Annotated in this window: 23 protein-coding genes, 1 pseudogene and 1 riboswitch; of the genes and pseudogenes, 14 read left to right on the top strand and 10 right to left on the bottom strand. The window is 72.2% G+C overall.

The window, feature by feature from the left end; genetic code table 11:
* Positions 1 to 24: 24 nt before the first annotated feature.
* The 6 genes from hppD to QSK15_RS16400 are packed head-to-tail and all read left to right on the top strand — an operon-like array spanning position 25 to position 6,110.
* On the top strand, positions 25 to 1,116 hold the full coding sequence (gene hppD, locus QSK15_RS16375) for a 4-hydroxyphenylpyruvate dioxygenase (protein WP_285795025.1): 1,092 nt from the start codon (positions 25 to 27) through the stop codon (positions 1,114 to 1,116).
* Entirely contained in the window at positions 1,113 to 2,024 is a 912-nt protein-coding gene (locus QSK15_RS16380) for a phytanoyl-CoA dioxygenase family protein (RefSeq protein WP_285795026.1), read from the top strand. The genes hppD and QSK15_RS16380 overlap by 4 nt, the downstream gene beginning before the upstream one ends.
* A 1-nt stretch (position 2,025) precedes the next feature.
* A complete protein-coding gene (locus QSK15_RS16385) occupies positions 2,026 to 2,817 on the top strand; it encodes a DUF3050 domain-containing protein (protein WP_285795027.1) in 792 nt (263 codons plus the stop codon).
* Positions 2,814 to 3,785, top strand: coding sequence for a thiamine pyrophosphate-dependent dehydrogenase E1 component subunit alpha (locus QSK15_RS16390; protein WP_285795028.1), 972 nt, complete (start codon positions 2,814 to 2,816; stop codon positions 3,783 to 3,785). The genes QSK15_RS16385 and QSK15_RS16390 overlap by 4 nt, the downstream gene beginning before the upstream one ends.
* Before the next feature lies 1 nt (position 3,786).
* Positions 3,787 to 4,755, top strand: a complete 969-nt coding sequence (locus QSK15_RS16395) for an alpha-ketoacid dehydrogenase subunit beta (RefSeq protein WP_285795029.1) — start codon at positions 3,787 to 3,789, stop codon at positions 4,753 to 4,755.
* Entirely contained in the window at positions 4,752 to 6,110 is a 1,359-nt protein-coding gene (locus tag QSK15_RS16400; RefSeq protein WP_285795030.1) for a hypothetical protein, read from the top strand. Before QSK15_RS16395 ends, QSK15_RS16400 begins: the two co-directional genes overlap by 4 nt.
* A 76-nt stretch (positions 6,111 to 6,186) precedes the next feature.
* Here QSK15_RS16400 and QSK15_RS16405 read toward each other — a convergent pair whose 3' ends face one another.
* The 5 genes from QSK15_RS16405 to QSK15_RS16425 form a co-directional block, all read right to left on the bottom strand.
* Positions 6,187 to 6,876: an SGNH/GDSL hydrolase family protein gene (locus QSK15_RS16405; RefSeq protein ID WP_285795031.1), complete on the bottom strand. Its 690-nt coding sequence runs from the start codon at positions 6,874 to 6,876 to the stop codon at positions 6,187 to 6,189.
* An 89-nt stretch (positions 6,877 to 6,965) separates the two neighbouring features.
* Positions 6,966 to 7,364, bottom strand: a complete 399-nt coding sequence (locus QSK15_RS16410; RefSeq protein ID WP_285795032.1) for an MmcQ/YjbR family DNA-binding protein — start codon at positions 7,362 to 7,364, stop codon at positions 6,966 to 6,968.
* A 17-nt stretch (positions 7,365 to 7,381) separates the two neighbouring features.
* Positions 7,382 to 8,305 carry an aminoglycoside phosphotransferase family protein gene (locus QSK15_RS16415; protein ID WP_285795033.1) on the bottom strand — a complete coding sequence of 308 codons (924 nt, stop codon included), beginning with the start codon at positions 8,303 to 8,305 and terminating at the stop codon, positions 7,382 to 7,384.
* Positions 8,306 to 8,347: 42 nt separating this feature from the next.
* Positions 8,348 to 9,571, bottom strand: a complete 1,224-nt coding sequence (locus QSK15_RS16420) for an MFS transporter (RefSeq protein ID WP_285795034.1) — start codon at positions 9,569 to 9,571, stop codon at positions 8,348 to 8,350.
* Entirely contained in the window at positions 9,568 to 11,133 is a 1,566-nt protein-coding gene (locus tag QSK15_RS16425) for an AMP-binding protein (RefSeq protein ID WP_285795035.1), read from the bottom strand. The genes QSK15_RS16420 and QSK15_RS16425 overlap by 4 nt, the downstream gene beginning before the upstream one ends.
* A gap of 314 nt (positions 11,134 to 11,447) precedes the next feature.
* Between QSK15_RS16425 and QSK15_RS16430 the strand changes: the two genes are divergently transcribed.
* The 6 genes and pseudogenes from QSK15_RS16430 (at position 11,448) to QSK15_RS16455 (ending at position 17,770) form a co-directional block, all read left to right on the top strand.
* Positions 11,448 to 12,725: an SGNH/GDSL hydrolase family protein gene (locus QSK15_RS16430; protein ID WP_285795144.1), complete on the top strand. Its 1,278-nt coding sequence runs from the start codon at positions 11,448 to 11,450 to the stop codon at positions 12,723 to 12,725.
* A 65-nt stretch (positions 12,726 to 12,790) separates the two neighbouring features.
* Positions 12,791 to 14,002: a cytochrome P450 gene (locus QSK15_RS16435; protein ID WP_285795036.1), complete on the top strand. Its 1,212-nt coding sequence runs from the start codon at positions 12,791 to 12,793 to the stop codon at positions 14,000 to 14,002.
* Between the two features lie 7 nt (positions 14,003 to 14,009).
* A pseudogene (gene lipP1 / locus QSK15_RS16440) lies at positions 14,010 to 14,924 on the top strand (LipP1 family hormone-sensitive lipase); the annotation flags it as partial.
* 76 nt (positions 14,925 to 15,000) lie between these two features.
* On the top strand, positions 15,001 to 16,104 hold the full coding sequence (locus QSK15_RS16445; RefSeq protein WP_285795037.1) for an alpha-hydroxy acid oxidase: 1,104 nt from the start codon (positions 15,001 to 15,003) through the stop codon (positions 16,102 to 16,104).
* 3 nt (positions 16,105 to 16,107) lie between these two features.
* Positions 16,108 to 17,436, top strand: coding sequence for an aminotransferase-like domain-containing protein (locus QSK15_RS16450; RefSeq protein WP_285795038.1), 1,329 nt, complete (start codon positions 16,108 to 16,110; stop codon positions 17,434 to 17,436).
* A 73-nt stretch (positions 17,437 to 17,509) separates the two neighbouring features.
* Entirely contained in the window at positions 17,510 to 17,770 is a 261-nt protein-coding gene (locus tag QSK15_RS16455; protein ID WP_285795145.1) for a hypothetical protein, read from the top strand.
* Between the two features lie 76 nt (positions 17,771 to 17,846).
* On the opposite strand, the gene QSK15_RS16460 is transcribed toward QSK15_RS16455, so the two are convergent.
* Positions 17,847 to 19,283: a glycine hydroxymethyltransferase gene (locus QSK15_RS16460; protein ID WP_285795039.1), complete on the bottom strand. Its 1,437-nt coding sequence runs from the start codon at positions 19,281 to 19,283 to the stop codon at positions 17,847 to 17,849.
* An 18-nt stretch (positions 19,284 to 19,301) separates the two neighbouring features.
* A riboswitch (ZMP/ZTP riboswitch) is annotated at positions 19,302 to 19,391 on the bottom strand.
* A 150-nt stretch (positions 19,392 to 19,541) separates the two neighbouring features.
* Between QSK15_RS16460 and QSK15_RS16465 the strand changes: the two genes are divergently transcribed.
* On the top strand, positions 19,542 to 20,348 hold the full coding sequence (locus QSK15_RS16465; protein ID WP_285795040.1) for an SDR family NAD(P)-dependent oxidoreductase: 807 nt from the start codon (positions 19,542 to 19,544) through the stop codon (positions 20,346 to 20,348).
* A 60-nt stretch (positions 20,349 to 20,408) separates the two neighbouring features.
* Here the strand turns inward: QSK15_RS16465 and QSK15_RS16470 are convergent, their stop codons facing one another.
* The 3 genes from QSK15_RS16470 to QSK15_RS16480 all read right to left on the bottom strand — a co-directional run bounded on the left by QSK15_RS16470 (position 20,409) and on the right by QSK15_RS16480 (position 22,573).
* Positions 20,409 to 20,909 (bottom strand): hemerythrin domain-containing protein, encoded by a 501-nt coding sequence (locus tag QSK15_RS16470; protein ID WP_285795041.1) that lies wholly within the window; start codon positions 20,907 to 20,909, stop codon positions 20,409 to 20,411.
* 79 nt (positions 20,910 to 20,988) lie between these two features.
* Positions 20,989 to 21,858, bottom strand: coding sequence for an NAD(P)H-hydrate dehydratase (locus QSK15_RS16475; protein ID WP_285795042.1), 870 nt, complete (start codon positions 21,856 to 21,858; stop codon positions 20,989 to 20,991).
* On the bottom strand, positions 21,842 to 22,573 hold the full coding sequence (locus QSK15_RS16480) for a histidine phosphatase family protein (RefSeq protein ID WP_285795043.1): 732 nt from the start codon (positions 22,571 to 22,573) through the stop codon (positions 21,842 to 21,844). Before QSK15_RS16480 ends, QSK15_RS16475 begins: the two co-directional genes overlap by 17 nt.
* 109 nt (positions 22,574 to 22,682) lie before the next feature.
* On the opposite strand from QSK15_RS16480, the gene QSK15_RS16485 reads away from it, so the two are divergent.
* On the top strand, positions 22,683 to 23,654 hold the full coding sequence (locus tag QSK15_RS16485; RefSeq protein ID WP_285795044.1) for a DNA polymerase domain-containing protein: 972 nt from the start codon (positions 22,683 to 22,685) through the stop codon (positions 23,652 to 23,654).
* Between the two features lie 10 nt (positions 23,655 to 23,664).
* Here QSK15_RS16485 and QSK15_RS16490 read toward each other — a convergent pair whose 3' ends face one another.
* Positions 23,665 to 24,171: an Lrp/AsnC family transcriptional regulator gene (locus QSK15_RS16490; RefSeq protein ID WP_030337902.1), complete on the bottom strand. Its 507-nt coding sequence runs from the start codon at positions 24,169 to 24,171 to the stop codon at positions 23,665 to 23,667.
* Between the last annotated feature and the right edge of the window lie 66 nt (positions 24,172 to 24,237).

Raw genomic sequence — 24,237 nt, forward strand, 5'->3', positions numbered from 1 at the left:
TGTGTGGGAGGGGTTTCAGGGGACATGGACATCAGTGGTATCGACCACATCGAACTCTACGTGGGGGACGCCCGGCAGGCGGCCTTCTACTTCAGCACCGCCGTCGGCTTCGAGATCTGCGGCCAGGGTGGCCCGGAGACCGGGCTGGAAGGGCAGCGCTCCCTGCTGCTCTGCCACGGCGACATCCGGCTGCTGCTCACCTCCGGGTTGAGCGCCGAGCATCCGGCCGCCCGGTACGTGCAGCGCCACGGTGACGGCATCGCTGTCGTCGCGGTCGAGGTCGACGACGTGTCGGCCGCGTACGCCGAGCTGGTGGGTCGGGGCGCGACCGGCGTGACGCCGCCGACCACCCGCACCGGCGCGGACGCCGAGGTGGTGATCGCCGAGGTGGACGGCTTCGCCGACGTGCGGCACCGGCTGGTGCAGCGCCGGGGCGACCGGGCCGAGTTCCTGCCCGGCGCCATCACCCCGGCGGCCTCGGCGACCGACAACCACCCGCCGGTGCTCGCCGAGATCGACCACCTGGCGGTCTGTGTGCCGCCCGGTCAGCTCGACGAGACGGTCCGGCACTTCGAGGCACTGTTCGACTTCGCGCAGATCTTCGAGGAGCACATCGAGGTCGACGGGCAGGGGATGAACTCCAAGGTGGTGCAGAGCCGGTCCGGGCGGGTCACGGTGGTCCTGCTCGAACCGGACCGCACCCGGCGGCCGGGGCAGATCGACGCGTTCCTCGACCAGCACGCCGGTGGGGGAGTGCAGCACCTGGGACTGCGCACCGAGGACATCGTCGCCGCCGTGGAGGCGCTGGGCCGGCGCGGGGTGCGCTTCGCCGGCACCCCGGCCAGCTACTACGACGCCCTGGAGGCGCGGGTCGGCCGGGTGGACGCCCCGCTGGACCGACTGCGCGAGCTGGGTGTGCTCGTCGACTCCGACCACGACGGTCAGCTGTTGCAGATCTTCGCCGAGTCGATGCACGTGCGCCGCACGCTCTTTTTGGAGCTGATCGAGCGGCGCGGCGCGCGGGGCTTCGGCAGCGGCAACATCAAGGCGCTCTACGAGGCCAAGGAGCGGGAACTGGCCACCGTGGCGGCCACACCACAGGGGGTGGGGGCGTGAGCGCGCTGAGCGCCGAGGAGCGGGCGCTGCTGCCGTCCGACGACGACGTGCGGCACTACGCCGAGCACGGCTGGTACCTGTCGAAGAAGGTCTTCACCGATGACGAGGTGGACGCCCTCGCCGCCGCCGCGGCGCGCTACTACGACGGTGAGCGGGACCGCCGGCTGCCGGTACGCCCACCGAAGCTCGCCTACTGGGACCCGTCCAAGGGCCCGGTGCAGCGGCACAACGACTACGTCCACCACGAGCACGACGGGCTCGGCGCGATCCTGCGCAAGCCGTTGATCGGCGCGGTCGCAGCCCGGCTCGCCCAGGCCGACGAGATCCGCGTCTTCCAGTCCACCCTGATCTACAAGCCGCCGATCGACGGGGAGCCCAGCAACATCGTGCCCTGGCACTTCGACAAGCACTACTGGGCGTCCTCGTCGTCGGAGAAGATGCTCACCGCGTTCATCCCCTTCCACGACTGCGGGGAGGAGATGGGCACCATCACCATGGTCGACGGCTCGCACCGGTGGAAGGAGATCGGCGCGGACGACACGGTGGTGCGGCACTTCGCCGACCGTGATCGCAGCCAGCTGGAGGAGATGCTGGCCGAGAACGCCGCGTACAACGGCGCGGAGATCCGCAAGATCCCGATGGTGATCCCGAAGGGACACGTCAGTTTCCACCACTGCCGCACCTATCACGGCAGCGGCCCCAACGTCAGTGGTCGCCCCCGGCAGACGATCTCGCTGCACCTGCAGGACGGCGACAACGCCTGGCGGGAGTACCCGCTCTCCGACGGCACGCTCGCCGCGTACAACCACGACGTGCTGGTCCGCCGCACCCACGACGGGCGGCCGGACTACACGGACCCCGATTACTGCCCGGTCATCTGGCGCCACCGCGCCCAGCAGGGAGGCTGACATGTCACGGTACGACTGGGGTAGGACGCACCCGGGCATCGAGCGGTTGGAGCGGGCGGTGACCGACCGACGCGACGCCGTGGTCAAGCACCCGCTCTACGCCAACCTCGACACCCACGAGGCGCTCGTCACCTTCATGGAACACCACGTCTTCGCGGTCTGGGACTTCATGTCCCTGCTGAAGTCGTTGCAGCGGCAGCTGACCTGCGTCAGCGTGCCGTGGATCCCGACCGGCCCGACCGGCAGTCGTCGCCTCATCAACGACATCGTCATGGTCGAGGAGAGCGACGAGCTGGGCGGCGGCTACATCAGCCACTTCGAGCTGTACGTGCGCGGCATGGCCGAGGCCGGCGCGGACACCACGGCGGTGAACGCCCTCATCGAGCTGCTGCGCGCCGGCCGTCCGGTCACCGAGGCCCTCGCCGAGGCGGGGGTGCCCGCCGCGTCGGCGAGGTTCGCCGCGACCACCTGGCAGATCATCGAGTCGACCCCGGTGCACTGTCAGGCGGCGGCCTTCGCGTTCGGCCGCGAGGATCTGATCCCCGACATGTTCACCCAGGTCGTCTCCGTCAACGAGGTCAGCAACCGCCTGCACACGTTCGTCGACTACCTGGAACGGCACATCGAGGTCGACGGTGAGCAGCACACCCCGATGGCCATGCAGATGCTCGCCGACCTGTGCGGCGACGACGACAGCAAATGGCAGGAGTGCGCCGACACGGTCAACACCGCGCTGGCCGCCCGGGCCCGGCTCTGGGACGACATCCTCGCCGCCATCAAGGGGCCGGCGTGACCGACGCCGACAGGATCCGGCTCTACCGCACGGTCCGGCTGATCCGCCGGTTCGAGGAGCGTGCGGTGGAGCTGGTCCACGGTGGGCAGATCGTCGGCGGCATCCACCCGTACCTCGGTCAGGAGGGGATCGCCGCCGGCGTCTGCGCCGCGCTGGGCGTCGACGACGTGCTCGCCGGCACCCACCGGGGGCACGGGCACGTGCTGGCGCGCGGCGCCGACCCGGCCCGGATGCTCGCCGAGCTGTGCGGCCGGGTCACCGGCCTCAACGCCGGCCGGGGCGGTTCGATGCACGCCGCCGACCTGAGCATCGGCGTGCTCGGCGCCAACGCGATCGTCGGTGCCTCCGGGGCGATCATCACCGGTGCGGTCTGGGCCCGGCGACGGCAGGGCCGCGACACCGTCGGGGTGAGCTTCTTCGGCGACGGCGCTGTCAACGAGGGGATGCTGTTGGAGGCGTTCAACCTGGCCGCGCTCTGGCGGGTGCCGGTGCTGTTCGTCTGCGAGAACAACGGCTACGCCACCACCATGCCGGTCGCCGGCGCGGTGGCCGGCAGCATCGCCGGCCGGGCCGCCGCGTTCGACATCCCGGCCGTCGAGGTCGACGGCCAGGACCCCGAGACGGTCCGCGCCGCCGCGGTCGCCGCCGTCGACCGGATGCGCGCCGGCGGCGGCCCCGAGCTGATCGAGGCCCGGACCTACCGGTTCGACGCCCACCACACCTTCGAACACGCGGTACGCCTCGACTACCGGCCGCCCGACGAGGTGGCCCGGGGCCGGGCCCGCGACCCGGTCCGCATCCAGGGTGAACGCCTCAGCGACAGCGACCGCGCCGCCGTGGACGCCGAGGTCGAGGCGAGCCTCGACGCGGCAGTGCGGTTCGCCCTGGCCAGCCCGGAACCCGACCCGGCCGACGCCCTCGCGTACCTGTACGCCAGCGGCATGACCGCCCGCACCGGAGGTGGCTGAGGTGCCGCGACTGTCGTACCGCCGGGCCCTGACCCGAGCCCTCGCGGACGAGTTGGCCCGCGACGAGGCGGTGTTCCTGCTCGGCGAGGACGTCCAGGTCGGGGCGTCGATGGTGACCACCGGCCTGGCCAAGCGGTTCGGGGCCGACCGGGTCCGCGACACCCCGCTGTCCGAGCAGGCGTTCACCAGCTTCGCCACCGGGGCGGCGCTGGCCGGGCTGCGGCCGGTGATCGAGTTCCAGATCCCGTCGCTGCTGTTCCTCGTCTTCGAGCAGATCGTCAACCACGCGCACAAGTTCCCGCTGATGACCGGTGGGCAGTGCAGTGTCCCCGTCACCTACCTCGTGCCCGGCTCCGGCTCGCGCACCGGGTGGGCCGGGCAGCACTCCGACCACCCGTACAGCCTCTTCGCGCACGTCGGCGTGGTCACCGTCGTGCCGGCCACCCCGGCCGACGCGTACGGGCTGCTGGTCACCGCGATCCGCCACGACGACCCGGTGGTGGTGTTCGCGCCGGCCGCCGCGATGGACGTGCGCGACGACGTCGACGACCTGACGCCGGTGCCGTTGGGCCGGGGCCGGATCCACCGCTTCGGCGACGACGTCACAGTGGTCGCGATCGGGCACCTGGTGCACGACGCGCTCGCGGTCGCCGAGGAGTTGGCCGACCAGGTCTCGGTGGAGGTGTTCGACCCGCGCACCCTGTACCCGTTCGACATCGACGGTCTCATCGAGTCGGTCACCCGCACCGGACGCCTTGTCGTGTTCGACGACGGCAACCGGTCCTGCGGAATGGCCGCCGAGATCATCGCCTCGGTGGTGGAGCGGGTCCGGCTGCTCGCCCCGCCGCGCCGGGCCACCCGACCGGACGGGGCGGTGCTGCCGTTCGCCCCGGCGCTGGACCGGGCCGTGCAACCCGGCCGGGACCACCTCGTCACCGCCATCCACCTGACCGTGAAGGACTCATCATGATCGACCCGAACTATCAGTGGCCGGCGGTCGGCCGGGCCTGGGCCGAGCTGCCGGAGCCGGCCCGCCGGGCCATGGTGGCCAGTGGGGCGGCGGCCTGGGAGCAGGTCTTCCACGGCCGGGCCACCTACAACAAGCAGTGGCGGCTGGCCCGGCCCCCGGTACTCACCGCGGACGCCTGGCGGGAGCTCAACGAGGTCTGCGACCGGTTGGCGCAGCTCATCCTCGACGCCTGCCGTCGTCGCGCCGGTACCGCCGGGGAGCTCCGGCGGCTGCTCGGCGTACCGGCGGGGGAGACCCGGTTGCTGGACGAGGCCGAGCCGCTGACCGAGGCGCTGCTGGCCGCGTACCGACCGGATGTGATCTTCTCCGAGGGGGTGCCGAAGTTCGTCGAGTACAACATCGACAGCAGCCTCGGTGGCGGGTTCGACGCCGACACCGTCATCCAGCGGTACGCGCGCCTCTACCAGGACCAGGGCATCCTCGACGAACTGCCGGTGCGGGCCGCCCCGTCCCTGCTGGACCAGCGGTTCGTGGCGATCCGCGACGAGCTGCGGCTGCCCGAGGGCGCCCGGGTGGCGCTGCTGATGGACTTCGACGCCGACTATCCCGGCCTGGACGACCCGCAGACGTTCATCCGGATCCTCGACCCGCTCGCCGTACGGGCCCAGGACTTCGGCATCGACCTGGTCATCGCCCCGGTCGCCACCGCCACTGTCGACGCCGAGAGCCGCCTGGTCGTCGACGGCGCGCCGGTCGACGCGCTGTTCCGCCTCTTCGTGCCCAACCGGGTCACCCCGACCGCCGGCCTGGACGCGGTGGCCCGTGCCCTCGCCGCCGGCACGCTACCGATGTTCGTGTCGGCGGCGGCCTGGCTGCTCGGCAACAAGGTCACCTTCGCTTGGTTGTGGGAGGACGTGGACGGGCTGCCCGCCGACGACCAGGCGCTGATCCGCCGGCACGTGCCGTACACGGTGCCGTTGACCGCCGCGGTGCTCGACCGGGCCATCGCCGAGCAGGCCACGCTGGTGGCGAAGCCGGCCGACGGTTCGGCCGGGCACGGGGTGCTGCTCGGCCCGGAGCTGAGCGCGACGGACTGGGCCGACGGTGTGCGGGCCGCCGTCGACCAGGGCGGCGCGATCCTGCAGGAGTACCTGCCGACCGACCGTGTGTCGATGGACTTCGTCCAGATCGAGACCGGTGAGACGGTCACCGCCGACGTCCCGTACTCCCTGGCCCCGTACCTGTTCGGCCGGCACGCCTCCGGTGGCCTGGCGCGGGTCGGTTACCCCGGCTGCGACGGAGTCCTCAACCTCGCCCACGGCGTCCTCCTCACCGGAGTCCTCCTGAAAACCTGACCCGGCCCTCCCTTGCTCCCGTTGATCATGAAGTTGTTGCCCTCCGGGGCGGTGTGTCGTGGCAATAACTTCATGATCAGCGCGCTGGGGGTGGGGTGCGGTGGGGGGAGAGGGTGCGGAGGGTCTGGGCTGTTGCTATCGCGTCGCTGCGGGCGCTGCCGTGGCGGCCGTCGGTGCTGTAGAGGGTGGGGTCGGCGGTCAGGGGATGGTCGGTCAGGTGCACGTGGACCGTGCCGAGGCGCTCGGCCAGGACGGCCGTGTGGGCGGACAGGCGGCGCATCCGTTCCCCCAGGCCGGCCCGGAGGTGCGCGGGCACCGCCGGGCTGTGCGAGACGTCGAACATGCCCACCGTGATCACGTCGGCGCCCACGTCACGCAACGCGGTGATCATCGCGGTCAGTTCGGCGTCCACCGCCGCCGCGTCGTACGCCGGGTGGAAGGCGTCGTTGCCCCCGCAGACGACCAGGGCCAGGTCCGGTGCGAAGGCCAGTGCCGCGGCGAGCTGGGTGGCCCGCACCTGGTGCGCGCGCAGCCCACGTCGACCCAGGTTCCGGTACGCCAACTCGGGGCGCACGGCGGTCAGCTCGGCGGCGACCCGGTCGACCCACTGCACGTCCGGATAGCCCGGTGTCGGCTCACACATGCCCTCCACGACACTGTCGCCGAGCGCCACGAACCGCCGCCACGGGTGCCCGTGCAACAGTTCGGCGGCCTCCCCGGGGCGCAGGCAGTACGGGTCCGTCGATTCGGTGAGCGTCGATGGCATGCCGGCACGCTAACCGACCGTCGGGCGGCCCGGCCAGCCTGACCCCGATCCGGTGCGGACCAGCCCGCACCCGAGGGAGGATCGGCAGCTCACCCGGGCCTGGTCGACTCGCGGTGGGCGGCGGCCAGCCGCTTCGGGGCTCGCGCGTACCACGCGTCGGTGATGACCTCGACCAGCTCGGACGGGCTGATCCGGTCGAGTCTGACCAGCACCGCCGGGTAGCCGTCGAAGTGCGGGGTGGTCAGGTAGATCGACGGGTCGTCGGCGAGCAGGGCCTCCTTGACGCCGAGGTCGGCCACTCGGACGCCGAGCAGCGGGCCGTCGGGTGCGGCGGCTCCGAGCGCGTCGAGATCGGGCCGCCGCAGCGGTCGCTCCCAGACGAACGGTTTGTCGCGCACCCGCCAGGCCGGCAGCCCATCGTACGAGGCCCGCTCGGTGCTCTCGGGCAGCGCGAGCGCGATCCGACGGACGTCGTCCCAACTGGCCATGTCCACACCGTACGGCTTCAGCGGGCCACTGTGTGTTCGGCGAGGAGTTCGCCGAGCACGTGCCCGGCCCACCCGGCCTTGGCCGGGTCGTGATCGTTCAGGGTGATCAGCGCCTTCCACAGCGCCCAGCCCCGCCCGCGCGCCCAGGTGTCGTCGTCCAGACCGAGCGCCGCGCAAAAGGCGGCCCGGCTGGGGCCGTGCAGCAGGGTCCAGGCGATCACGGTGTCGCAGGCCGGGTCGCCCACACCGGAGCAGCCGAAGTCGATGACCGCGGCGAGCCGGCCGTCGCGGACCAGCAGGTTGCCCTCCGCGACGTCGCCGTGGAACCAGACCGGCGGGCCGGGCCAGGTCGCGTCGAGGGCGGCCTGCCAGATGCCGCTGACGACGTCGGCGGGCAACCGGTCGCGGTGCGCCTCGATCGCCGCCCGGGTCTCGGTGTCGTACGTGGACAGCGGGCCACCCCGCCAGGCGCTGTGTGGGCCGGCCTGCGGGCCGTCGGTGGCGTCGATGCGACGCAGGGCGCGCAGGAAGCCGGCGAGGTCGGTGGCGAACCGGGTCAGGTCGTCGATCCGCTCAGCTCCGGCGGTCTGCCCGTCGATCCACCGGTAGACCGACCACGAATACGGGTATCCGGCGCCGGGCCGACCCTGAGCCAGCGGAACGGGGATCTGCACCGGTAGCTGTGGCCCGAGCACCGGCAGCCACCGCTGTTCCTTGTCGACCTGGAGGGCGTATCCCGCGCCGCTGGGCAGCCGCACTGTCATCTCCCCGCCCAGGTGGAAGGTGCGGTTGTCCCAGCCGTCGACAGCGACAGGGCGGACCGGAAGCGACGCCCACCGGGGGAACTGCTCGGCCACCAGTCGGCGGACCAGTGCCACGTCGATCCGGTCGGCCACGGGGGCGTCGGTCACCGGGACGCCGGGCGGCGGTTGCGTGTTCATCAGCCCGAGCCTGCGGCAGCCGGCCACCCCCCCGCAACGGGTTTACCGGGTGGCGACGGGTGCGGGCCGCGCCGAAGCTTCCGGGCCGGACGCCCTGTTCACCAGCGGGTACGCGGTGATCACCAGGCACGCCGCCGCCATGGTCAGCAGGGCCGGGGTGAGCCCCAGAGCGTCCACCGACCAGCCGCCGAGCAGCGCGCCGACCGGCAACCCGACGAACGCCAACGAGCCGGCGATGCCGATCACCCGGGTCTGCAACTCCGGCGGCACCCGTTCGTAGAGGGCCACCCCGAGCAGCGGGTTGACCGCCGCGATGCCGATTCCGGACAGGAACGTCACCACCAGCACGACCGGCAGTTCGTCGCTGATCGCCAGCGCCACCAGCCGTGGTGTGCCGGCGACCAGCGCGCCGATCAGGAACGTCAGCCGCCGCGGCAGCCGGGGCCCGAGCGCGGTGAACACCAGGTTGCCCAGCAGCGCGCCCGCCGAGAACGCCGCCAGCACCAGACCGAGGCCGCTCGGGCCGGGCAGTTCCCGGGCGACCCAGACGGGGATGTAGACGGCCACGCTGGCGTTGGCCACCATGTTCAGCGCCGAGATGACGGCGAGCATGCCCAGCAGGGGCCGATCCCGACCCAGGTAGCGGAAACCGCCCCGCAGGGCGCGCAGATAGCTCTCCGGCTGGGCGGGTTGCGTCGGCGCGGCCGGCGGGCGGACCAGGACGCCGATGAGCAGCGCGCACACGCCGAAGCTGGCCGCGTCGATGAGGATCGCCTCGGTCACCCCGAACGCGGCGATCAGCAAACCACCCACCGCCGCGCCGAACAGGGTCACCACCCGACTGAGCCCGTCGTAGGCGGAGGTCAACCGGATCAGCGGCACCCCGGCGGCCTCCGCGACCGGCCGGAACATCACGTGTTTCACCCGGTCCCCGATGCCCCGCAGCGCGCCGGCCACCGCGACGAGCGCCACCAGCGGGGCGAAGCCCAACAACGGGGTCAGCGCGACGACGACCATCGCCACCGCGCTGCCCGCGTCGCAGAGGATCGAGGTACGACGCAGGCCGATCCGGTCCGCCCAGGGCGTGCCCAAGGCGCTGGACAGCAGGTACGGCAGGGTCTCGGCGAACGCGACGAGGCCCATCTTGGTGGGGCTGCCGGTGGTGACCAGCACCAGCCACGGGATGGTCACGACCGAGATGCGGGTGCCCAGGTTGGAGATCAGGTCGGCGCTGACCAGGACGACCAGTTGCCGGCGGGGGGTCACGCCCCGACCGCCGCCGCCCGACGGGCCGCGTGCCGGGCGCGCAACGCCCGCTTGTCCACCTTCATCGACCGGTTCACCGGCAACCGGTCGACGAACTCCACAGCGGCCGGCGCCCACATCTTGTTGAGTTCGGTGGTCACCAGGTCGATCAGCTCCGCCCCGGTGACCGTCGCGTCCGGCCCGAGCACCACGTACGCGTACGGCACCTCGCCGACCGTCTCGTCCGGTACGCCGATCACGGCGGCGGCGCGTACCTGCGGGTGCCCGACCAGCACGTCCTCGATGGGACGGCAGAAGATGGCCCAGTTCCGCCGATGCGTGACGATCATGTCGTGCGCCCGGTCGACCAGGTAGAGGTAGCCGTCGTCGTCGAGGTGGCCGATGTCGCGGGTCCGCACCCACCCGTCGACGAGCGTCTGCGCGGTCAGCTCCGGCTGGCCGTGGTAGCCGGCGAAGCTCAGTCGGGTCCGCACCCACACCTCGCCGTCGCGGCCCGTCGGCAGCACCACCCCGTCGTCGTCGCGGATCTCGATGCGCACGTCGCCGTAGGGTCGCCCGCAGGAGCGCAGCCGCTCCGGGTGGTCCGGATCGTCGGTCAGCCCGGGCAGCGCGGTGATCACGACCGCCTCGCTGAGGCCGTACACGATGCGCAGCACCGGGCCGAAGCGCGCGATGGCCTGGCGCAGCCGGGCGGGCGCGGCGGGCCCGGCGCCCACGTTGAACATGAACATGGCGGAGAAGTCCGCGCCGACCAGCGCCGGGTGGTCCAGCACCTCGTAGAGCATCGGCGGGGTGACGAACGTCGAGTTGATCCGCTCGCGCTGCACGGTGTCCACGAAGGCCACCGGGTCCCAGTCGTCACGCAGGAACAGCACCCCGCCGGTGAACAGGTTGAACAGGGTGGTGATCTGGCCGCTGGCCAGCCACATCGGCGAGTGCGACAGGTGCCGCAGCAGCGGGAACCCGGCGGCGCGGAAGTCGGCGGCCAGGGTGAGGATCTGGGCGTAGAAGCTTTCCCGGTGGTGCACCAGCTTGGGACTTCCGGTGGTGCCGCTGGTCTGCAGGAACGACTCGGGTGCCGGCACCGACGCCGGCAGCTCCGTCCCGTCGGCGTCGGCGTCGGCGGTGAGGTCGGGTCCGGCGCCGCCCGCGCCCAGGCAGCACACCGGTGTGCCGGGCAGCGCGGCTGCCAGTTCCGGACCCAGGCTGGCCCGGTCCCGGGCGTCGTAGATCAGGGCGTCGGGGCGGGCCAACCGGATGAACTCGTCGACCTCCCGGCGCGCGGTCACCGGGGCGACCCACATCGTCCGGCAGCCGAGCAGGTGCAGGGCGAGTTGGAGCAGCGGACCCTCCACCGCGTTCGCGACGGTCACCAGCACCGCCGACCCGGGCCGTACGCCGTGCCGGGTCAACGTCGCGGCCATCGCCCGGACCCGCGCGGCGGCTTCGGTGTAGGTGAGTCGCCGATCGGCGCCAACCAGCGCCTCCCGATCGCCGAACCCGGCGAAGAGGTCCAACACAGTGTGCACGTACGTCGTGGTGTGCTCGGGTCCGTCAGTCATCCGGCAGCCCCCATCCGAGAAAGCGGCGGTCCCCGGGCAGCTCCCGGTGACGACGCGACGGTGGCGCGCTTGGGCGACCGCACCGCCGCCGCCTGGAAGCCTAGGCCGGAAACGACTGGTCGGAACCGTGCCGAGTGGGCGATCCGGGCGGCCCGCCGGACATTTGATCGCGTCGATCAGGTTGATTGACGCCCGTCAACGGCGGCGGCTAGGTTTCTGGACCATCGTCCAGGCGGGCGCCGTCAGCGGACGGCCCTGGGCTGCCACACGATGGAGGTTCCATGGCAACGGCAACCCCGAAGAGATGGCCTGTCATCGCCGCCGCGGCCGCGCTGTTGGTCGCCGGCGCACCCGCCGTCGTCGCCAGCGCCGGCCCGTCCGGCACCACCGCCAGCCGACCCGACCGCGCCGAGTGGGCGGGCAGTTGGGCCACCGCTGTCACCCGGGGCAACTCGGTCGGATTGACCAACACCGGCCTCAACAACCAGAGCGTCCGGATGGTCGTGCACGTGTCGGTGGGCGGCCCGGCGCTGCGGGTGCGGCTGAGCAACCTGTACGGCGAGCAGGCGGTCCAGGTCGGTCGCGCCACCGTCGCCCGGCCGAACACGGCGACCCCCGACGACCTCTCCGACATCGACGCGGCGTCGGTGCGCCAGCTGACCTTCACCGGTGCCACCACGGCGACCATGAACCGCGGCGCGGAACTGCTCAGCGACCCGTTGCCCTTCCCGGTCGCCGACGACAGCGACCTGGTGCTCACCGTGCACTTCCCGACGCCGACCGGCCCCACCACCTTCCACGGGCAGTCCCAGCAGGCCAACTTCATCGGCGCCGGCGACCTCACCGGGGCGGCCGAGGGCACCGGGTTCACCACCCGTCCCACCTGCTGCTGGTTCTTCCTCTCCGGGGTCGACGTGCAACGCAAGGGCAGCCCCGGCGCGCTCGTCGTGCTCAGCGACTCCATCGGTGACGGCAACGGCAGCACCGTCAACGCCAACCGGCGCTGGCCCGACCTGCTCGCCGACCGGTTGCTGGCCGACCGGCCGGACAGGCGCACCCCGGGCGTGCTCAACCTGAGCCTGGCCGGCAACCGGCTCAACCACGAGGGCACCGAGCCGGGTGACGGCGACTACCCGGGCTACTACCAGCTCGGGCCGAACGCGGCGGCCCGGCTCAACGAGGACGTCTTCGGCCAGACCGGGGTGCGGACCGTCGTCACCCACCTGGGCATCAACGACATCTGGATGTCGAACGACACACCCGAGGCGATTATCGCCACCCTGCGCCAGATCAACCAGCAACTCCAGCAGCGCGGGCTGACCAGCCTGGTGGCCACGCTGACGCCCTACGAGGGGCACGGCGCGCCGGGCGTGTGGACGCCACAGAAGGAGGCCACCCGACAGGCGGTGAACGCGTACCTGCGCGGCAGCCGGGAGTTCGACGGGCTGCTCGACTTCGACCGGGTGCTGCGCGACCCGGCCCGGCCCAGTCAGTTGCTGGCCGCGTACGACTCGGGGGACCACATCCACCCGAACGACGCCGGCAACCAGGCGCTGGCCAACGCGGTGCCGCTGCGGCTGCTCGACCTGTGACACCGGCCGGGGCGGCGGGTGATCCTCGCCGCCCCGGCCATCGACATCCTGGGGAGGAGTTGGCCGTGGACGTGGCGGAGATACTGACCGGCCTGTACAGCGAGCAGGGCAGACAGGACCCGTACCCGTGGTACGCGCAGCTGCACCGGCTCGGCCCGATCAGCGCGGTGCCGCCGCGCGCCGAGCACCGTACGGTGGCCGCTGTCGCCGTCGGCTACGACCTCGTCGACGAGTTGCTGCGCGATCCGCAGTGGACGAAACAGCCGCCACCGGGCTGGGAGGAGCAGGAGATCCTGCGGACCTTCCAGACCTCGATGATGTTCGTCAACCCGCCCGATCACACCCGGATGCGGCACGTCTTCTCCCGCACCTTCACGCCGCGCCGGCTCGGCGCGCTGGAACCGGTGATCCTGCGGGTGGTCGACGAGCTGTTGGACCGGATGGCGGACGCCGGGGAGGGCGTTGTCGACTTCGTGGCCGACTTCGCGTACCCGATCCCGGCCCTGGTGATGGCCGAGTTCATCGGCATCCCGGCCGCCGAGTTGCCGTGGTACCGCGAGCGTGTGGAGTGGATCGACGAGTTCCTGGACGTGGCGGGCAAGACCCCGCAGCGGCTGGCCGCGGCCAACACCGCCGCGCGGGAGTTGCGGGTCTTCTACCGGGAGCTGCTCGCACACCGCCGTCGGGTGCCTGGCGACGACCTGCTCAGCGGGTTGGTCGAGGCGCTCGACTCCGGGGAGGTGGAGCTGACCGAGGACGAGTTGATCAGCAACCTGATCGTGCTGTTCAACGCCAGCTTCGTCACCACCGTCTACATGTTCAGCAACGGGCTGCCGTTGCTGCTGGCGCACCCGGAGACGGTCGCGGCGCTGCCCACCGACGCCACCGTGGCGCAGGGCTGCGTCGACGAGGTGTTGCGGTTGGCGAGCCCGGTGCACTTCCTGGCCCGCGCCGCGCCGGCCGACACCGTGCTGCACGGCGTGCCGGTCGCCACCGACGACAACGTGCTGATCATGATCGGGGCGGCCAACCGGGACCCGGCCCGCTTCCCGGCCCCGGACACCTTCGACCCGACCCGTCCCGGCCCCCCGTCGCTGGCCTTCGGTGTCGGCCTGCACTTCTGCCTGGGCGCGGCGGTGTCGCGGTTGGAGGGTCGACTCGCGCTACCCCGGCTGTTCGCCCGGTTCCCCGCGCTGACCGTCACCGAGACACCGACGTACAGCGGCAGCCTGTTCCTGCGCGGCATCGACAAGCTGCTGGTCAGCACCGGTGGATAGGAGCGACATGACGCTGCATCCGGAGGTGGCGGCGTACCGGGCGGCCCGTGCCGCGGCCGGCACCCCGCCGCTGTACACGCAGACCCTCACCGAGGCGCGCGCCGCGGACCTGGCCGCGATCCGCGCCGGCGGCGGTCCCGTCGAGCCGGTGACGGAGGTACGCGACGAGCGCATCCCCGGCCCCGCCGGGGAGCTGCCGCTGCGGGTGTACCGGCCGAGCGGGCCGGGTCCGCTGCCCACAGTGCTGTACTTCTTCGGCGGCGGCTGGACGCTGGGCAGCATCGACACCGCCGACGGCATCTGCCGGCGCCTGGCCAACGCCGTGCCCTGTCAGGTGATCACCGTCGGCTACCGCCTCGCCCCGGAGCACCCGTTTCCGGCGGCGGTGCACGACTGCCACGCCGCCACCACGTGGATCGCCCGGCACGCCGACCGGCTGGGGGTGGACCCGACCCGGCTGGCGGTGGGTGGGGACAGCGCCGGCGGGAACCTGGCCGCCGCGGTCACCCTGCTCAGCCGGACCCACGGGCCGCCCCTCGCCGCCCAACTGCTGATCTACCCGAACACCGACCAGAGCGGCGACCCGGCCGGCGACGACGACCCGGCGCTGTTCAACAGCCATTCGGTCGCCTGGTACCGGCGGCACTACCTCTCCGACCCGGGGCACGCCCGGGATCCGCTGGCCTCGCCACTGCTCGCCGACGACCTGTCCGGGTTGCCACCGGCGCTGGTGATCACCGCCGAACTGGACCCCCTGCGCGCCGAGGGGCAACGGTACGCCGAGCGGCTGCGCGACGCCGGTGTGCCCACCCGGCTGGCGCACTACCCGGGCATGATCCACGGGTTCTTCGCCATGCCGGGAACCTTCACCGACGGTCGGCGGGCGCAGGACAGCGCGGCGGCCTTTCTCCGGGAACGCTTCGGGCTGCCGGCCGAACCAGAAGCCGCCCGGACGGCCCAGGTGGACGAGCCGGCCGCGACGGGCCCGGCGGTGACCGATGGGTGAGCGGGTGCTGGCCGACCTGCCGGCCGTCTCGCTCGCCGACTACGCCGAGCGGGCCCGGGCCGTGCTGGCACCGGACGTGTGGGACTACCTGGCCGGCGGCAGCGCGTCCGAGGTGACCCTCGCCGCGAACCGGCACGCGCTGGACCGGGTCGCGGTGCTGCCCCGGGTGCTGCGCGGCGTGGACACGGTCGACCTCGGCACCGGCCTGCTCGGCCGTCGGTACGCCATGCCGGTCGGGGTGGCGCCGATGGCGTACCAGCGGCTGGTGCACCCGGACGGGGAACTGGGGCTGGCGACGGCGGCCGGCGCGGCCGGGATCCCGTACCTGGCGAGCACGCTGGGCAGCACACCCATCGAACAGGTCACCGGGGTGGGCGCGGACGTCTGGTTCCAGCTCTACTGGCTGCGCGACCGGGCTCTCGTCCGCGACCTGCTGGACCGGGTCGTCGCGGCCGGGTGCCGGGCGTTGGTGGTCACCGTGGACGTCCCGGTGCTCGGCCGACGTCCCCGGGACCTGCGCAACGCGTTCCGGCTGCCGACCGAGGTGGTCGCCGCGAACCTCCCCGAGGGTCGGGACGCGCTGGCGCACTCCGGCGCCCCCGGGGTGTCCGCGATCGCCGCGCACACCGCCGCGTCGTTCGCACCGGCGCTGCGGTGGGCGGACCTGGCGTGGCTGCGTGAGCAGATCGACCTGCCGCTGGTGGTCAAGGGCCTGCTGGACCCGCGCGACGCGTCAGAGGCGGTACGGGTCGGTGCGGACGCGGTGGTCGTCTCCAACCACGGCGGGCGGCAACTGGACGGCGCACCGGCGAGCGTCACCATGTTGCCGGAGGTCGTCGACGCGGTCGGGGACAGCTGCCAGGTGTTGCTGGACAGCGGCATCCGCAGCGGCACCGACGTGCTGCGGGCGCTGGCGTTGGGTGCGTCCGGGGTGCTGGTCGGCCGGCCGCTGCTCTGGGCGCTGGCCGTCGGCGGCGAACCGGCGGCCCGGGACGCGTTGGCGCTGCTCGCCGCCGAGCTGACCGACGCGCTCACCCTGGCCGGCTGTGCCGATCCGGTGGCGGCCGGCGGGCTGCGTACCCTCCGGGTCGGTTGAGCGGTGACCGCCACCGAACCGGTCGACCTGGCCGTCGCCGACCTGCACCCGGCGCTGGGCGACCCGGCGTTGACGTCGATGAACTTCCTCAACGAGGTGTCCGAGCGGTACCCGGCGGCGGTGTCCCTCGCGGCCGGCCGGCCGTACGAGGAGTTCTTCGACCTCGGGACGGTGCACCGGCACCTGGACACCTTCCACCGGCACCTCGTCGACGACCTGGGGCACCGACCCGAGCAGGCCCGGCGTCTACTGCTGCAGTACGGCCGGACCAAGGGCATCGTGCACCACCTGATCGCCCGTCACCTCGCCGTCGACGAGGGGATCACCGTCGACGGCGAGGACATCGTGGTGACCGTCGGCTGCCAGGAGGCCATGTTCCTGGTGCTGCGGGCGTTGCGGGCCGGGCCGACGGACGTGCTGCTGGCGGTCGCACCGACCTACGTCGGGCTGACCGGGGCGGCCCGGCTGGTGGACCTGCCGGTCTGGCCGGTGGCCGGTGGGTCGTCCGGGATCGACCTGGCCGACCTGGCCGCCCAGGTGCGCCGGGCCCGGGCGGCGGGGCTGCGGCCGCGCGCCTGTTACCTGATGCCGGACTTCGCCAACCCGTCCGGGGTCAGCATCGACACCACCCACCGGAGGCGGTTGCTGGACCTGGCCGGGCAGGAGGAGCTGCTGCTGCTGGAGGACAACCCCTACGGCCTGTTCCCCGTCGACGACGGGCCGCGCCCGCCCACCCTCAAGGCGTTGGACACCGGGCGGCGGGTCGTCTACCTCGGTTCGTTCGCCAAGACCGTGCTCCCCGGTGCGCGGGTCGGGTACGTGGTCGCCGACCAGCGGGTGGCCGGCCCGGACGGGCGGGTCGGCCCGTTCGCCGACCAACTCGCCATGATCAAGAGCATGGTCACGGTGAACACGTCGCCGATCGCGCAGGCGGTGATCGGTGGCCGGCTGCTGGAACACGGTTGCAGTCTGGTGGCCGCGAACACCCGGGAGCGGTCCGCGTACACCCGGAACCTGCGCCACCTGGTGGCCGGCCTGGCCCGACGGTTCCCGCCCGGGGCGGACGGCGCGGCGGCGGTGCGGTGGACGGTGCCGGCCGGCGGGTTCTTCGTGGTGGTGACAGTGCCGTTCCCGGTCGACGACGCGTTGCTGGACCGCTCGGCGCGCGACCACGGGGTGCTGTGGACGCCGATGGCGCACTTCTACGACGACACCGTGCCGGTCCACGCGTTGCGGTTGTCGGTCAGCGCGGTCACGCCGGAGCAGATCGACGTCGGGTTGGACCGGCTCGCGGCGCTGATCGCCGACGAGCGGACCCGGCGGGCGGGTTGACGCTGACGCACCGCGTTCATCGGATGGCAGTGTGCGACGACCCCTGTGCCGCAGTCCTGGTTGGACGGACATAATAGGGCCCATGGTTGCCTGGGAGTACGCCCTGCTCGTCCGTCGCTATCAGGGACAGGGCCGCAATTTTCACGTCTCGTTCGTCTGGTACGCGCCGGACGGCTCACGCAAGGACATCACCGCGTACGGCGACACGGCCATCGCGCATCTGAACCGCGCCGGCCGGGAGGGGTGGGAGCTGGTCTCCGCCGCCGAGGACGTCAACAACGTCCAGGGCAGCACCGAAGTCCACCGCTACCACCTGAAGCGCCCCATCGCCTGAGAGTGTCGGCCCGCCGCCGGTGGAGCTCACCTGAGTGAGCGGCACCGGCGGCGGTGCCGTCGGCGGGTGCGGTCGCTCAGGCCAGGTCGATGCCGGGGTAGAGCGGGTGCGTGGCCAGCAGGTCGGTGGCCTGACGGGCGACCTTGTCGGCCAGGCCCGGGTCCAGGGTGTACTTCGCCTTTGACGGGGTGCCGTCGGCGTTGGCGCCGGCGGTGGTCTGGGTCAGCACGGTGTGGATCAACTCGGCGGTCTGGTCCATCTCGGCGGTGCCGAGGCCCCGGGTGGTCAGCGCCGGGGTGCCGATCCGGATGCCGGACGTGTACCAGGCCCCGTTCGGGTCCTGCGGGACCGAGTTGCGGTTGGTGACGATGCCCGAGTCGAGCAGGGCCTGCTCGGCCTGCCGGCCGGTGAGCCCGTAGCCGGACACGTCGATCAGCACCAGGTGGTTGTCGGTGCCACCGGTGACCAGCTTCGCGCCCCGGCGCAGCAGCCCCTCGGCGAGCGCCTGCGCGTTGTCCACGATCCGCTGGGCGTAGTCGGCGAAGTCGGGCCGGCGGGCCTCGGCGAGCGCGACCGCCTTGGCGGCCATCACGTGCGGCAGCGGGCCACCGAGCACCATCGGGCAGCCCCGGTCGACCTGGTCGGCAAGCTCCGGCTGGCAGAGCACCATGCCGCCGCGCGGGCCGCGCAACGACTTGTGCGTGGTGGTCGTGACGATGTGCGCGTGCGGCACCGGGTCGAAGTCGCCGGTGAAGACCCTGCCGGCCACCAGACCGGCGAAGTGCGCCATGTCGACCATGAAGGTGGCGCCGACCGAGTCGGCGATCTCGCGCAGGATCCGGAAGTTCAGCTTCCGGGGGTACGCCGAGTAGCCGCCCACCAGGATCAACGGCTTGAACTCGCGGGCCGCCTCGGCCACCCGGTCGTAGTCGATCAGGCCGGTCGCCGGGTCGGTGCCGTAGCTGCGCTGGTCGAACATCTTGCCGGAGATGTTGGGCCGGAAGCCGTGGGTGAGGTGACCACCGGCGTCCAGCGACATGCCGAGCATCCGCTGGTTGCCCAGCTCGCGGCGCAGCGCGAACCAGTCGGCCTCGGTGAGGTCGTTGACCTGGCGGACCTGGGCCTTCTTCAGGGCGGGGGACTCCACCCGGTCGGCCAGCACCGCCCAGAAGGCGACCAGGTTGGCGTCGATGCCCGAGTGCGGCTGCACGTACGCGTGCGCGGCGCCGAACAGCTCCCGGGCGTGCTCGGCGGCGAGCGCCTCGACGGTGTCGACGTTCTGGCAGCCGGCGTAGAAGCGGCGACCGACGGTGCCCTCGGCGTACTTGTCGCTGAACCAGTTGCCCATCGCCAGCAGGGTCGCCGGGGAGGCGTAGTTCTCGCTGGCGATCAGCTTGAGTGACTCCCGCTGGTCGGTCAGCTCGGCGCCGATGGCGTCGGCGACCCGCGGCTCGACAGCCCGGATCACCTCAAGGGCGCTGCGGAATGCGGTGGACTCGGCGTTGCGGGACATGCGACCTCCTACAGACGTGCGGAAGGCCCAGGCGCTCGGCAGACGTCCTCATGACGGGGCCGCTCCCCGATGGTTATCCATCCCCACGCGCCAGTAACGGCCCGCGACGATCCTACCGGGCCGGGCCCGGTCGTTCGGGCCGCCCTCCGGGAGCCGACCCCCGCCGATGTGGTTGGGCGTTGCGTCGCGGGGCACACGGTAGGGGACCACCGCACCGTCACGGGTGCGGCCAGGGTTCGCACAGAAGGAGTCGAGAACATGACCACACCCATCTCGGACCGACCACTCGCCCTGGTGACCGGGGCTTCCAGCGGGATCGGGTACGAACTGGCGGCACAGTTCGTCGCGCACGACTTCGACCTGATCATCGCCGCCGAGGACGAGGGCATCGAGGTGGCGGCAGAGAAGCTGCGCCGCGACGGCGGCCCGCGGATCTGGTCGGTCCGCGTCGACCTGGCTCGCGAGCAGGGCGTGACGGAGTTGGTGGCCGCCGTCACCGCGACCGGACGACCGCTGGACGCGCTGGCGCTCAACGCCGGCCGGGGCGCCGGCGGCGCCTTCGTGGGCGACACCGACCTCGCCGACGAGCTGGAGATCGTCGACCTCAACGTGCGCTCGACGGTGCACCTGGCGAAGCGACTGCTGCCCGGGATGGTCGAGCGGGGTACGGGCCGGGTGCTCTTCACCTCGTCGATCGCCGCCACCATGCCGGGGCCGTTCCAGGCGGTCTACAACGCGTCGAAGTCGTTCGTGCAGTCCTTCGCCGAGGCGCTGCGCAACGAGTTGAAGGACACCGGCGTCACGGTGACCTCGCTGATGCCCGGGCCGACCGACACGGAGTTCTTCGACCGGGCCGACATGGAGGACACCCGGGTGGGCTCCGGCAGCAAGGACGACCCGGCGAAGGTCGCCGCCCAGGGCTTCGAGGCGATGATGAGAGGCGATCAGACGGTCACCGCCGGGTCGCTGCTGAACAAGGTGCAGACCGCCGCCGGCAAGATCATTCCGGATCGGCTCAAGTCCGAGCAGCACCGCCGGATGGCCGAGCCGGGATCGGGGAGCTGACCTGTGGTGCACGAGGAAGGGCCCGGCGTGATGCCGGGCCCTTCGTGGTGAGTGGCGGCCTCAGGCCGTCACCGCGTCCATCGCCTTCTTGATCGCCTTCGGGTCACTGGGCGTACGAGGGGCGTCCGCCCGCAGCGCGATCATCTTCTCGCCGATCTCCTGCAACTGCTTACGACCCAGGGCCTCGCGGACCTTGGGGAACCACTCTTCCTCTTCCTCCTCGACGTGGTGCGTCACGTTCTCGATCAGCACCGTCGTCTTGGCATTGAAGTGCTCGTGGTCCGCATCCATGGCGGCCAGCTCGGCGCAGAGCACGTCGGCGACGTGGTGTTCCTCGTACGACTCGAGAATGTCGTCCTCCAGGTCGGGCAGCAGCCGACGGACCTCCGGGTACATCACCTCGTTCTCCAGATAGGTGTGCACCGTCAGCGCCTCCAGGATCTGGTCCACCAGCTTCTGCCGCTGGCTCGCCGGCCCCTCCTCGGCGTCCTGGAAGGCCTTGAACAGACGGCGCATTTCCTTGTGGTCCTCTTTGAGCAGGACGATGGCATCGGTCGACACCGCTATGACCTCCCTGAAAAGTCTCCGCTGGCGGATTTTCGGTACCCCCACGCCGACTGCGGAAACAGATGAAACCGCCTCAGACCATGGCGAGGGTGCGGGGGATCTCGTCGAGCAGCTCCCGGGCCAGAAAGCCGATCCGGCCGTAGCGGGGGACCAGTCGTTGGCCGCTCACCGAGTGCGCGTACGAACCCCAGCAGGCCGCCTGCGCCGGGTCGGCACCCCGGGACAGCAGCCCCGCCAGCAACCCGGCGAGCACGTCCCCGCTGCCGGAGGTGCCCAGCCCGGCGTCGCCGCTCTCCTCCCGCCAACCCCGCCCGTCCGGGGCGGCCACGTGCCCGTACAGCGACACGACCGCCTCGTAGCGGGCGGACAGCTCGGCCGCCTCGGCGTCCAGGTCGTCGCCCGGCTCTCGCCCGAGCAGGTGCCCCGCCTCGGTGACGTTGGGGGTGAGCACCACCGGTCGACCGGAGCCGACCAGCAGGTCCGGCGCGTGGCTGAGCGCGCCGAGGGCGTACGCGTCGAGCACCAGCGACGTGTCCGGGCGGGCCGCCTCCAGGACCAGGCCCAGCAGGCGGTTCGTCTCGTCGATCGCCTTCAGGCCGGGGCCGAGCGTCACCACATCGGCCTGCGCGACCAGGTCGCCGAGCTGCCCGTCCCGGTCGGCGGCCACCGCGCCGTCGGCGGTCTCCGGCAGGCCGACCACCAGCGCCTCGGGCACCTGGATGCTCAGCGCGGCGGCGGTGGACTCGGCGGCGGCCAATTGGAGCACCCCGGCTCCGGCGCGCAACGCGGCCACCCCGGCGAGCAGCACCGCGCCCGGCGTGAAGCGGGAACCGCCGACCACCAGCACGGTGCCCCGGCTCTCCTTCCCACCGACCGGCATCGGCAGCGCCCAGTCCCGCAGCAACGCCGGGGTGATCACCCTCACCTCAGACCGGCTCGGCATGGATCTCGTCCTCCCTGGTCGGCTGGGCACCCTGTCGGTGCAGGTGGCCGACCTCGTTGAAGCCATCGAGCGTCAGCCGGTGCTCCGCGTCGGCGGACCAGTCGGTGATGGAACAGTTGGCGATCACGTGCTGGCGGGTCAGCGCCATCAGGTCCGTCTCGGTCAGCCCCTCCACCAGGTAGCGCAGCAGAAAGACCAGCGCGTCATGGCCGAAGAGCAGAACACGCTGGCCCTCGTGGTCTCGGCGCAGGTCGCCGAGGAGGGTGCGCAACCGCAGCGCCACGTCCGTCCAGGACTCTCCGCCCGGGGGCCGGTAGTAGAACTTGCCGAGTCGTTCCCGGCGCGCGGCCTCGTCCGGGTACCGCCGTCGCACCCCATGGCCGGTCAGCCCGTCGAGGATGCCCAGCTCCCGGTCGCGCAGCCGCTCGTCCCGGCTCACCGGGATGTCGGTGCCGTGCAGTGCCAACTCGGCGGTGGAGACTGCCCGCAGGTACGGCGAGACCACCGCGACGTCCGGCCGGCGGTCCGGGGGAAGCGCGGCCAGCCAACGTCCGGTGGCCCGGGCCTGTTCCTCCCCGGTGGGGGAGAGTGGCACGTCGGCGTCGCGGTGCCGGAGGCCGATCAGCTCCTCGCCGGTCGCCTCGGCGTGCGTCGCCGCCACGTTCGCGGTGCTCTCACCGTGCCGGATGATCCAGAGCGTCGCCAGTTCCGCCATGCGGCCCCCCTACCCGGGCGCCGCCGCCGGTAACCGTGTCCGGTGATCCGTTGTGCCCATCTCGGGTCGGTGGGCGTCCGGGCGGGGGCGCAGGTCGTACCCTCGGCAGATGGCCACGGCGGCGGAGGAGATCCAGGTTGGCGAGCGGCTGGTCCGCGTCTCCAGCCCCGACAAGCCCTACTTCCCGGAGCGTGGGCTGACCAAGCTGGACGTGGTCCGCTACTTCCTGGCGGTGGGTGACGGCATCCTGCGCGCACTGCGGGATCGGCCGACCATGCTCGAACGCTGGCCCCGTGGGGTCTTCGAGGGCGCGACGATCGCCACCCGGCAGACCAACCGGGGTGACGCGTTCTACCAGAAGCGGCTGCCGGCGGGAGCGCCCGAGTGGGTGCGGACCGCGCACATCACCTTCCCGAGTGGCCGTACCGCCGACGAGGTAGCGCCGAGCGAGCTGGCGGTGGTCATCTGGGCGGCCAACCTGGGCACCCTGCGGTTCCACCCGTGGCCGGTCACCGCCGCCGACGTGGAACGCCCCGACCAGTTGCGCATCGACCTGGACCCGATGCCCGGCGTCGGCTTCGAGCAGGTGGTGCCGGTGGCGCATGAGGTGCGGGCGTTCCTCGCCGAGCTGGGCATGACCGGTTACCCGAAGACCACCGGCGGCCGGGGCCTGCACATCTACCTGTCGATCGAGCCGCGGTGGAGCTTCGGTGACTGCCGTCGGGCAGTGCTCGCGTTGGGTCGGGAGATGCAGCGCCGGCTGCCGGACCTGGTCACCACCACCTGGTGGCGCGAGCAGCGGGACCGGCCGGTCTTCGTCGACTACAACCAGATGGCCCGGGACCACACGGTGACCTCGGCGTACTCGATCCGGCCCACGCCGGCCGCCCTGGTCTCCGCCCCGCTGGACTGGTCGGAGCTGGACCGGGTCCGCCCGGAGGACTTCGACGTGCTCAGCATGCCGGCCCGGTTCGCCGAGCGCGGCGACCCGCACGCCGGCCTGGACGGCGACCGACACTCGCTGGAGCCGCTGCTGGAGCTGGCTGACCGCGACGGGTTGGAGGCCCCGCCGGAGCGGTGAGCCCGGCCGGTCAGGCCCAGGGGCTGCCGGCCCCGTCGAACTCCTCGAAGACCAGCCAGGTGCGGGTGGACAGCACCCCGGGAATGCTCTGCACCCGGCCCAGCACCACGTCGCGCAGCGCGGCGTTGTCCGGTGCGCGCACCAGCGCGAGCACGTCGTGGTCGCCGCCGAGCAGCGCGGCGTGCTCGATGTAGCGCACCCGGGCCAGCTCGGCCGACACCTCCCGCCAGGTGTTCTGCTCGATGGTCAGGGCGATGTACGCCGACGTGCCCAGCCCGGCCGCCTCGGGCGCCACCTGGGCCCGGAACCCGGTGATCACCCCGTCGCGCAGCAACCGTTCCACCCGCGCGTACGCGTTGGTGCGGGAGATGTGGATGCGTTCGGCGAGGGTGCGCACGGACGTTCTGCCGTCGCGGACCAGCTCGTCGAGGATCCGCCGGTCGACCTCGTCCAACGCTCGGGCCGATCGTCCCGATCCCGCGCCCCCGCTCGCTTCGTCGGCGGTCTCCTGGCTCACTGCTGGGCCCTCCGCATGCCAACCGTCCCGCCTTCTGTGTCGATCTTGAGTCAATCATCCACAAGC

Origin of the sequence: Micromonospora sp. NBRC 107095, assembly GCF_030269705.1 — a bacterium.
GTDB classification, from domain to species: domain Bacteria; phylum Actinomycetota; class Actinomycetes; order Mycobacteriales; family Micromonosporaceae; genus Micromonospora; species Micromonospora parva.

Coding starts and splice junctions, on each gene's coding strand:
- hppD (WP_285795025.1), top strand. CDS start 25: ATGGACATCAGTGGTATCGACCACATCGAACTCTACGTGGGGGACGCC.
- QSK15_RS16385 (WP_285795027.1), top strand. CDS start 2,026: ATGTCACGGTACGACTGGGGTAGGACGCACCCGGGCATCGAGCGGTTG.
- QSK15_RS16400 (WP_285795030.1), top strand. CDS start 4,752: ATGATCGACCCGAACTATCAGTGGCCGGCGGTCGGCCGGGCCTGGGCC.
- QSK15_RS16405 (WP_285795031.1), bottom strand. CDS start 6,876: ATGCCATCGACGCTCACCGAATCGACGGACCCGTACTGCCTGCGCCCC.
- QSK15_RS16410 (WP_285795032.1), bottom strand. CDS start 7,364: ATGGCCAGTTGGGACGACGTCCGTCGGATCGCGCTCGCGCTGCCCGAG.
- QSK15_RS16415 (WP_285795033.1), bottom strand. CDS start 8,305: ATGAACACGCAACCGCCGCCCGGCGTCCCGGTGACCGACGCCCCCGTG.
- QSK15_RS16425 (WP_285795035.1), bottom strand. CDS start 11,133: ATGACTGACGGACCCGAGCACACCACGACGTACGTGCACACTGTGTTG.
- QSK15_RS16445 (WP_285795037.1), top strand. CDS start 15,001: ATGGGTGAGCGGGTGCTGGCCGACCTGCCGGCCGTCTCGCTCGCCGAC.
- QSK15_RS16460 (WP_285795039.1), bottom strand. CDS start 19,283: ATGTCCCGCAACGCCGAGTCCACCGCATTCCGCAGCGCCCTTGAGGTG.
- QSK15_RS16465 (WP_285795040.1), top strand. CDS start 19,542: ATGACCACACCCATCTCGGACCGACCACTCGCCCTGGTGACCGGGGCT.
- QSK15_RS16475 (WP_285795042.1), bottom strand. CDS start 21,858: ATGCCGAGCCGGTCTGAGGTGAGGGTGATCACCCCGGCGTTGCTGCGG.
- QSK15_RS16480 (WP_285795043.1), bottom strand. CDS start 22,573: ATGGCGGAACTGGCGACGCTCTGGATCATCCGGCACGGTGAGAGCACC.
- QSK15_RS16485 (WP_285795044.1), top strand. CDS start 22,683: ATGGCCACGGCGGCGGAGGAGATCCAGGTTGGCGAGCGGCTGGTCCGC.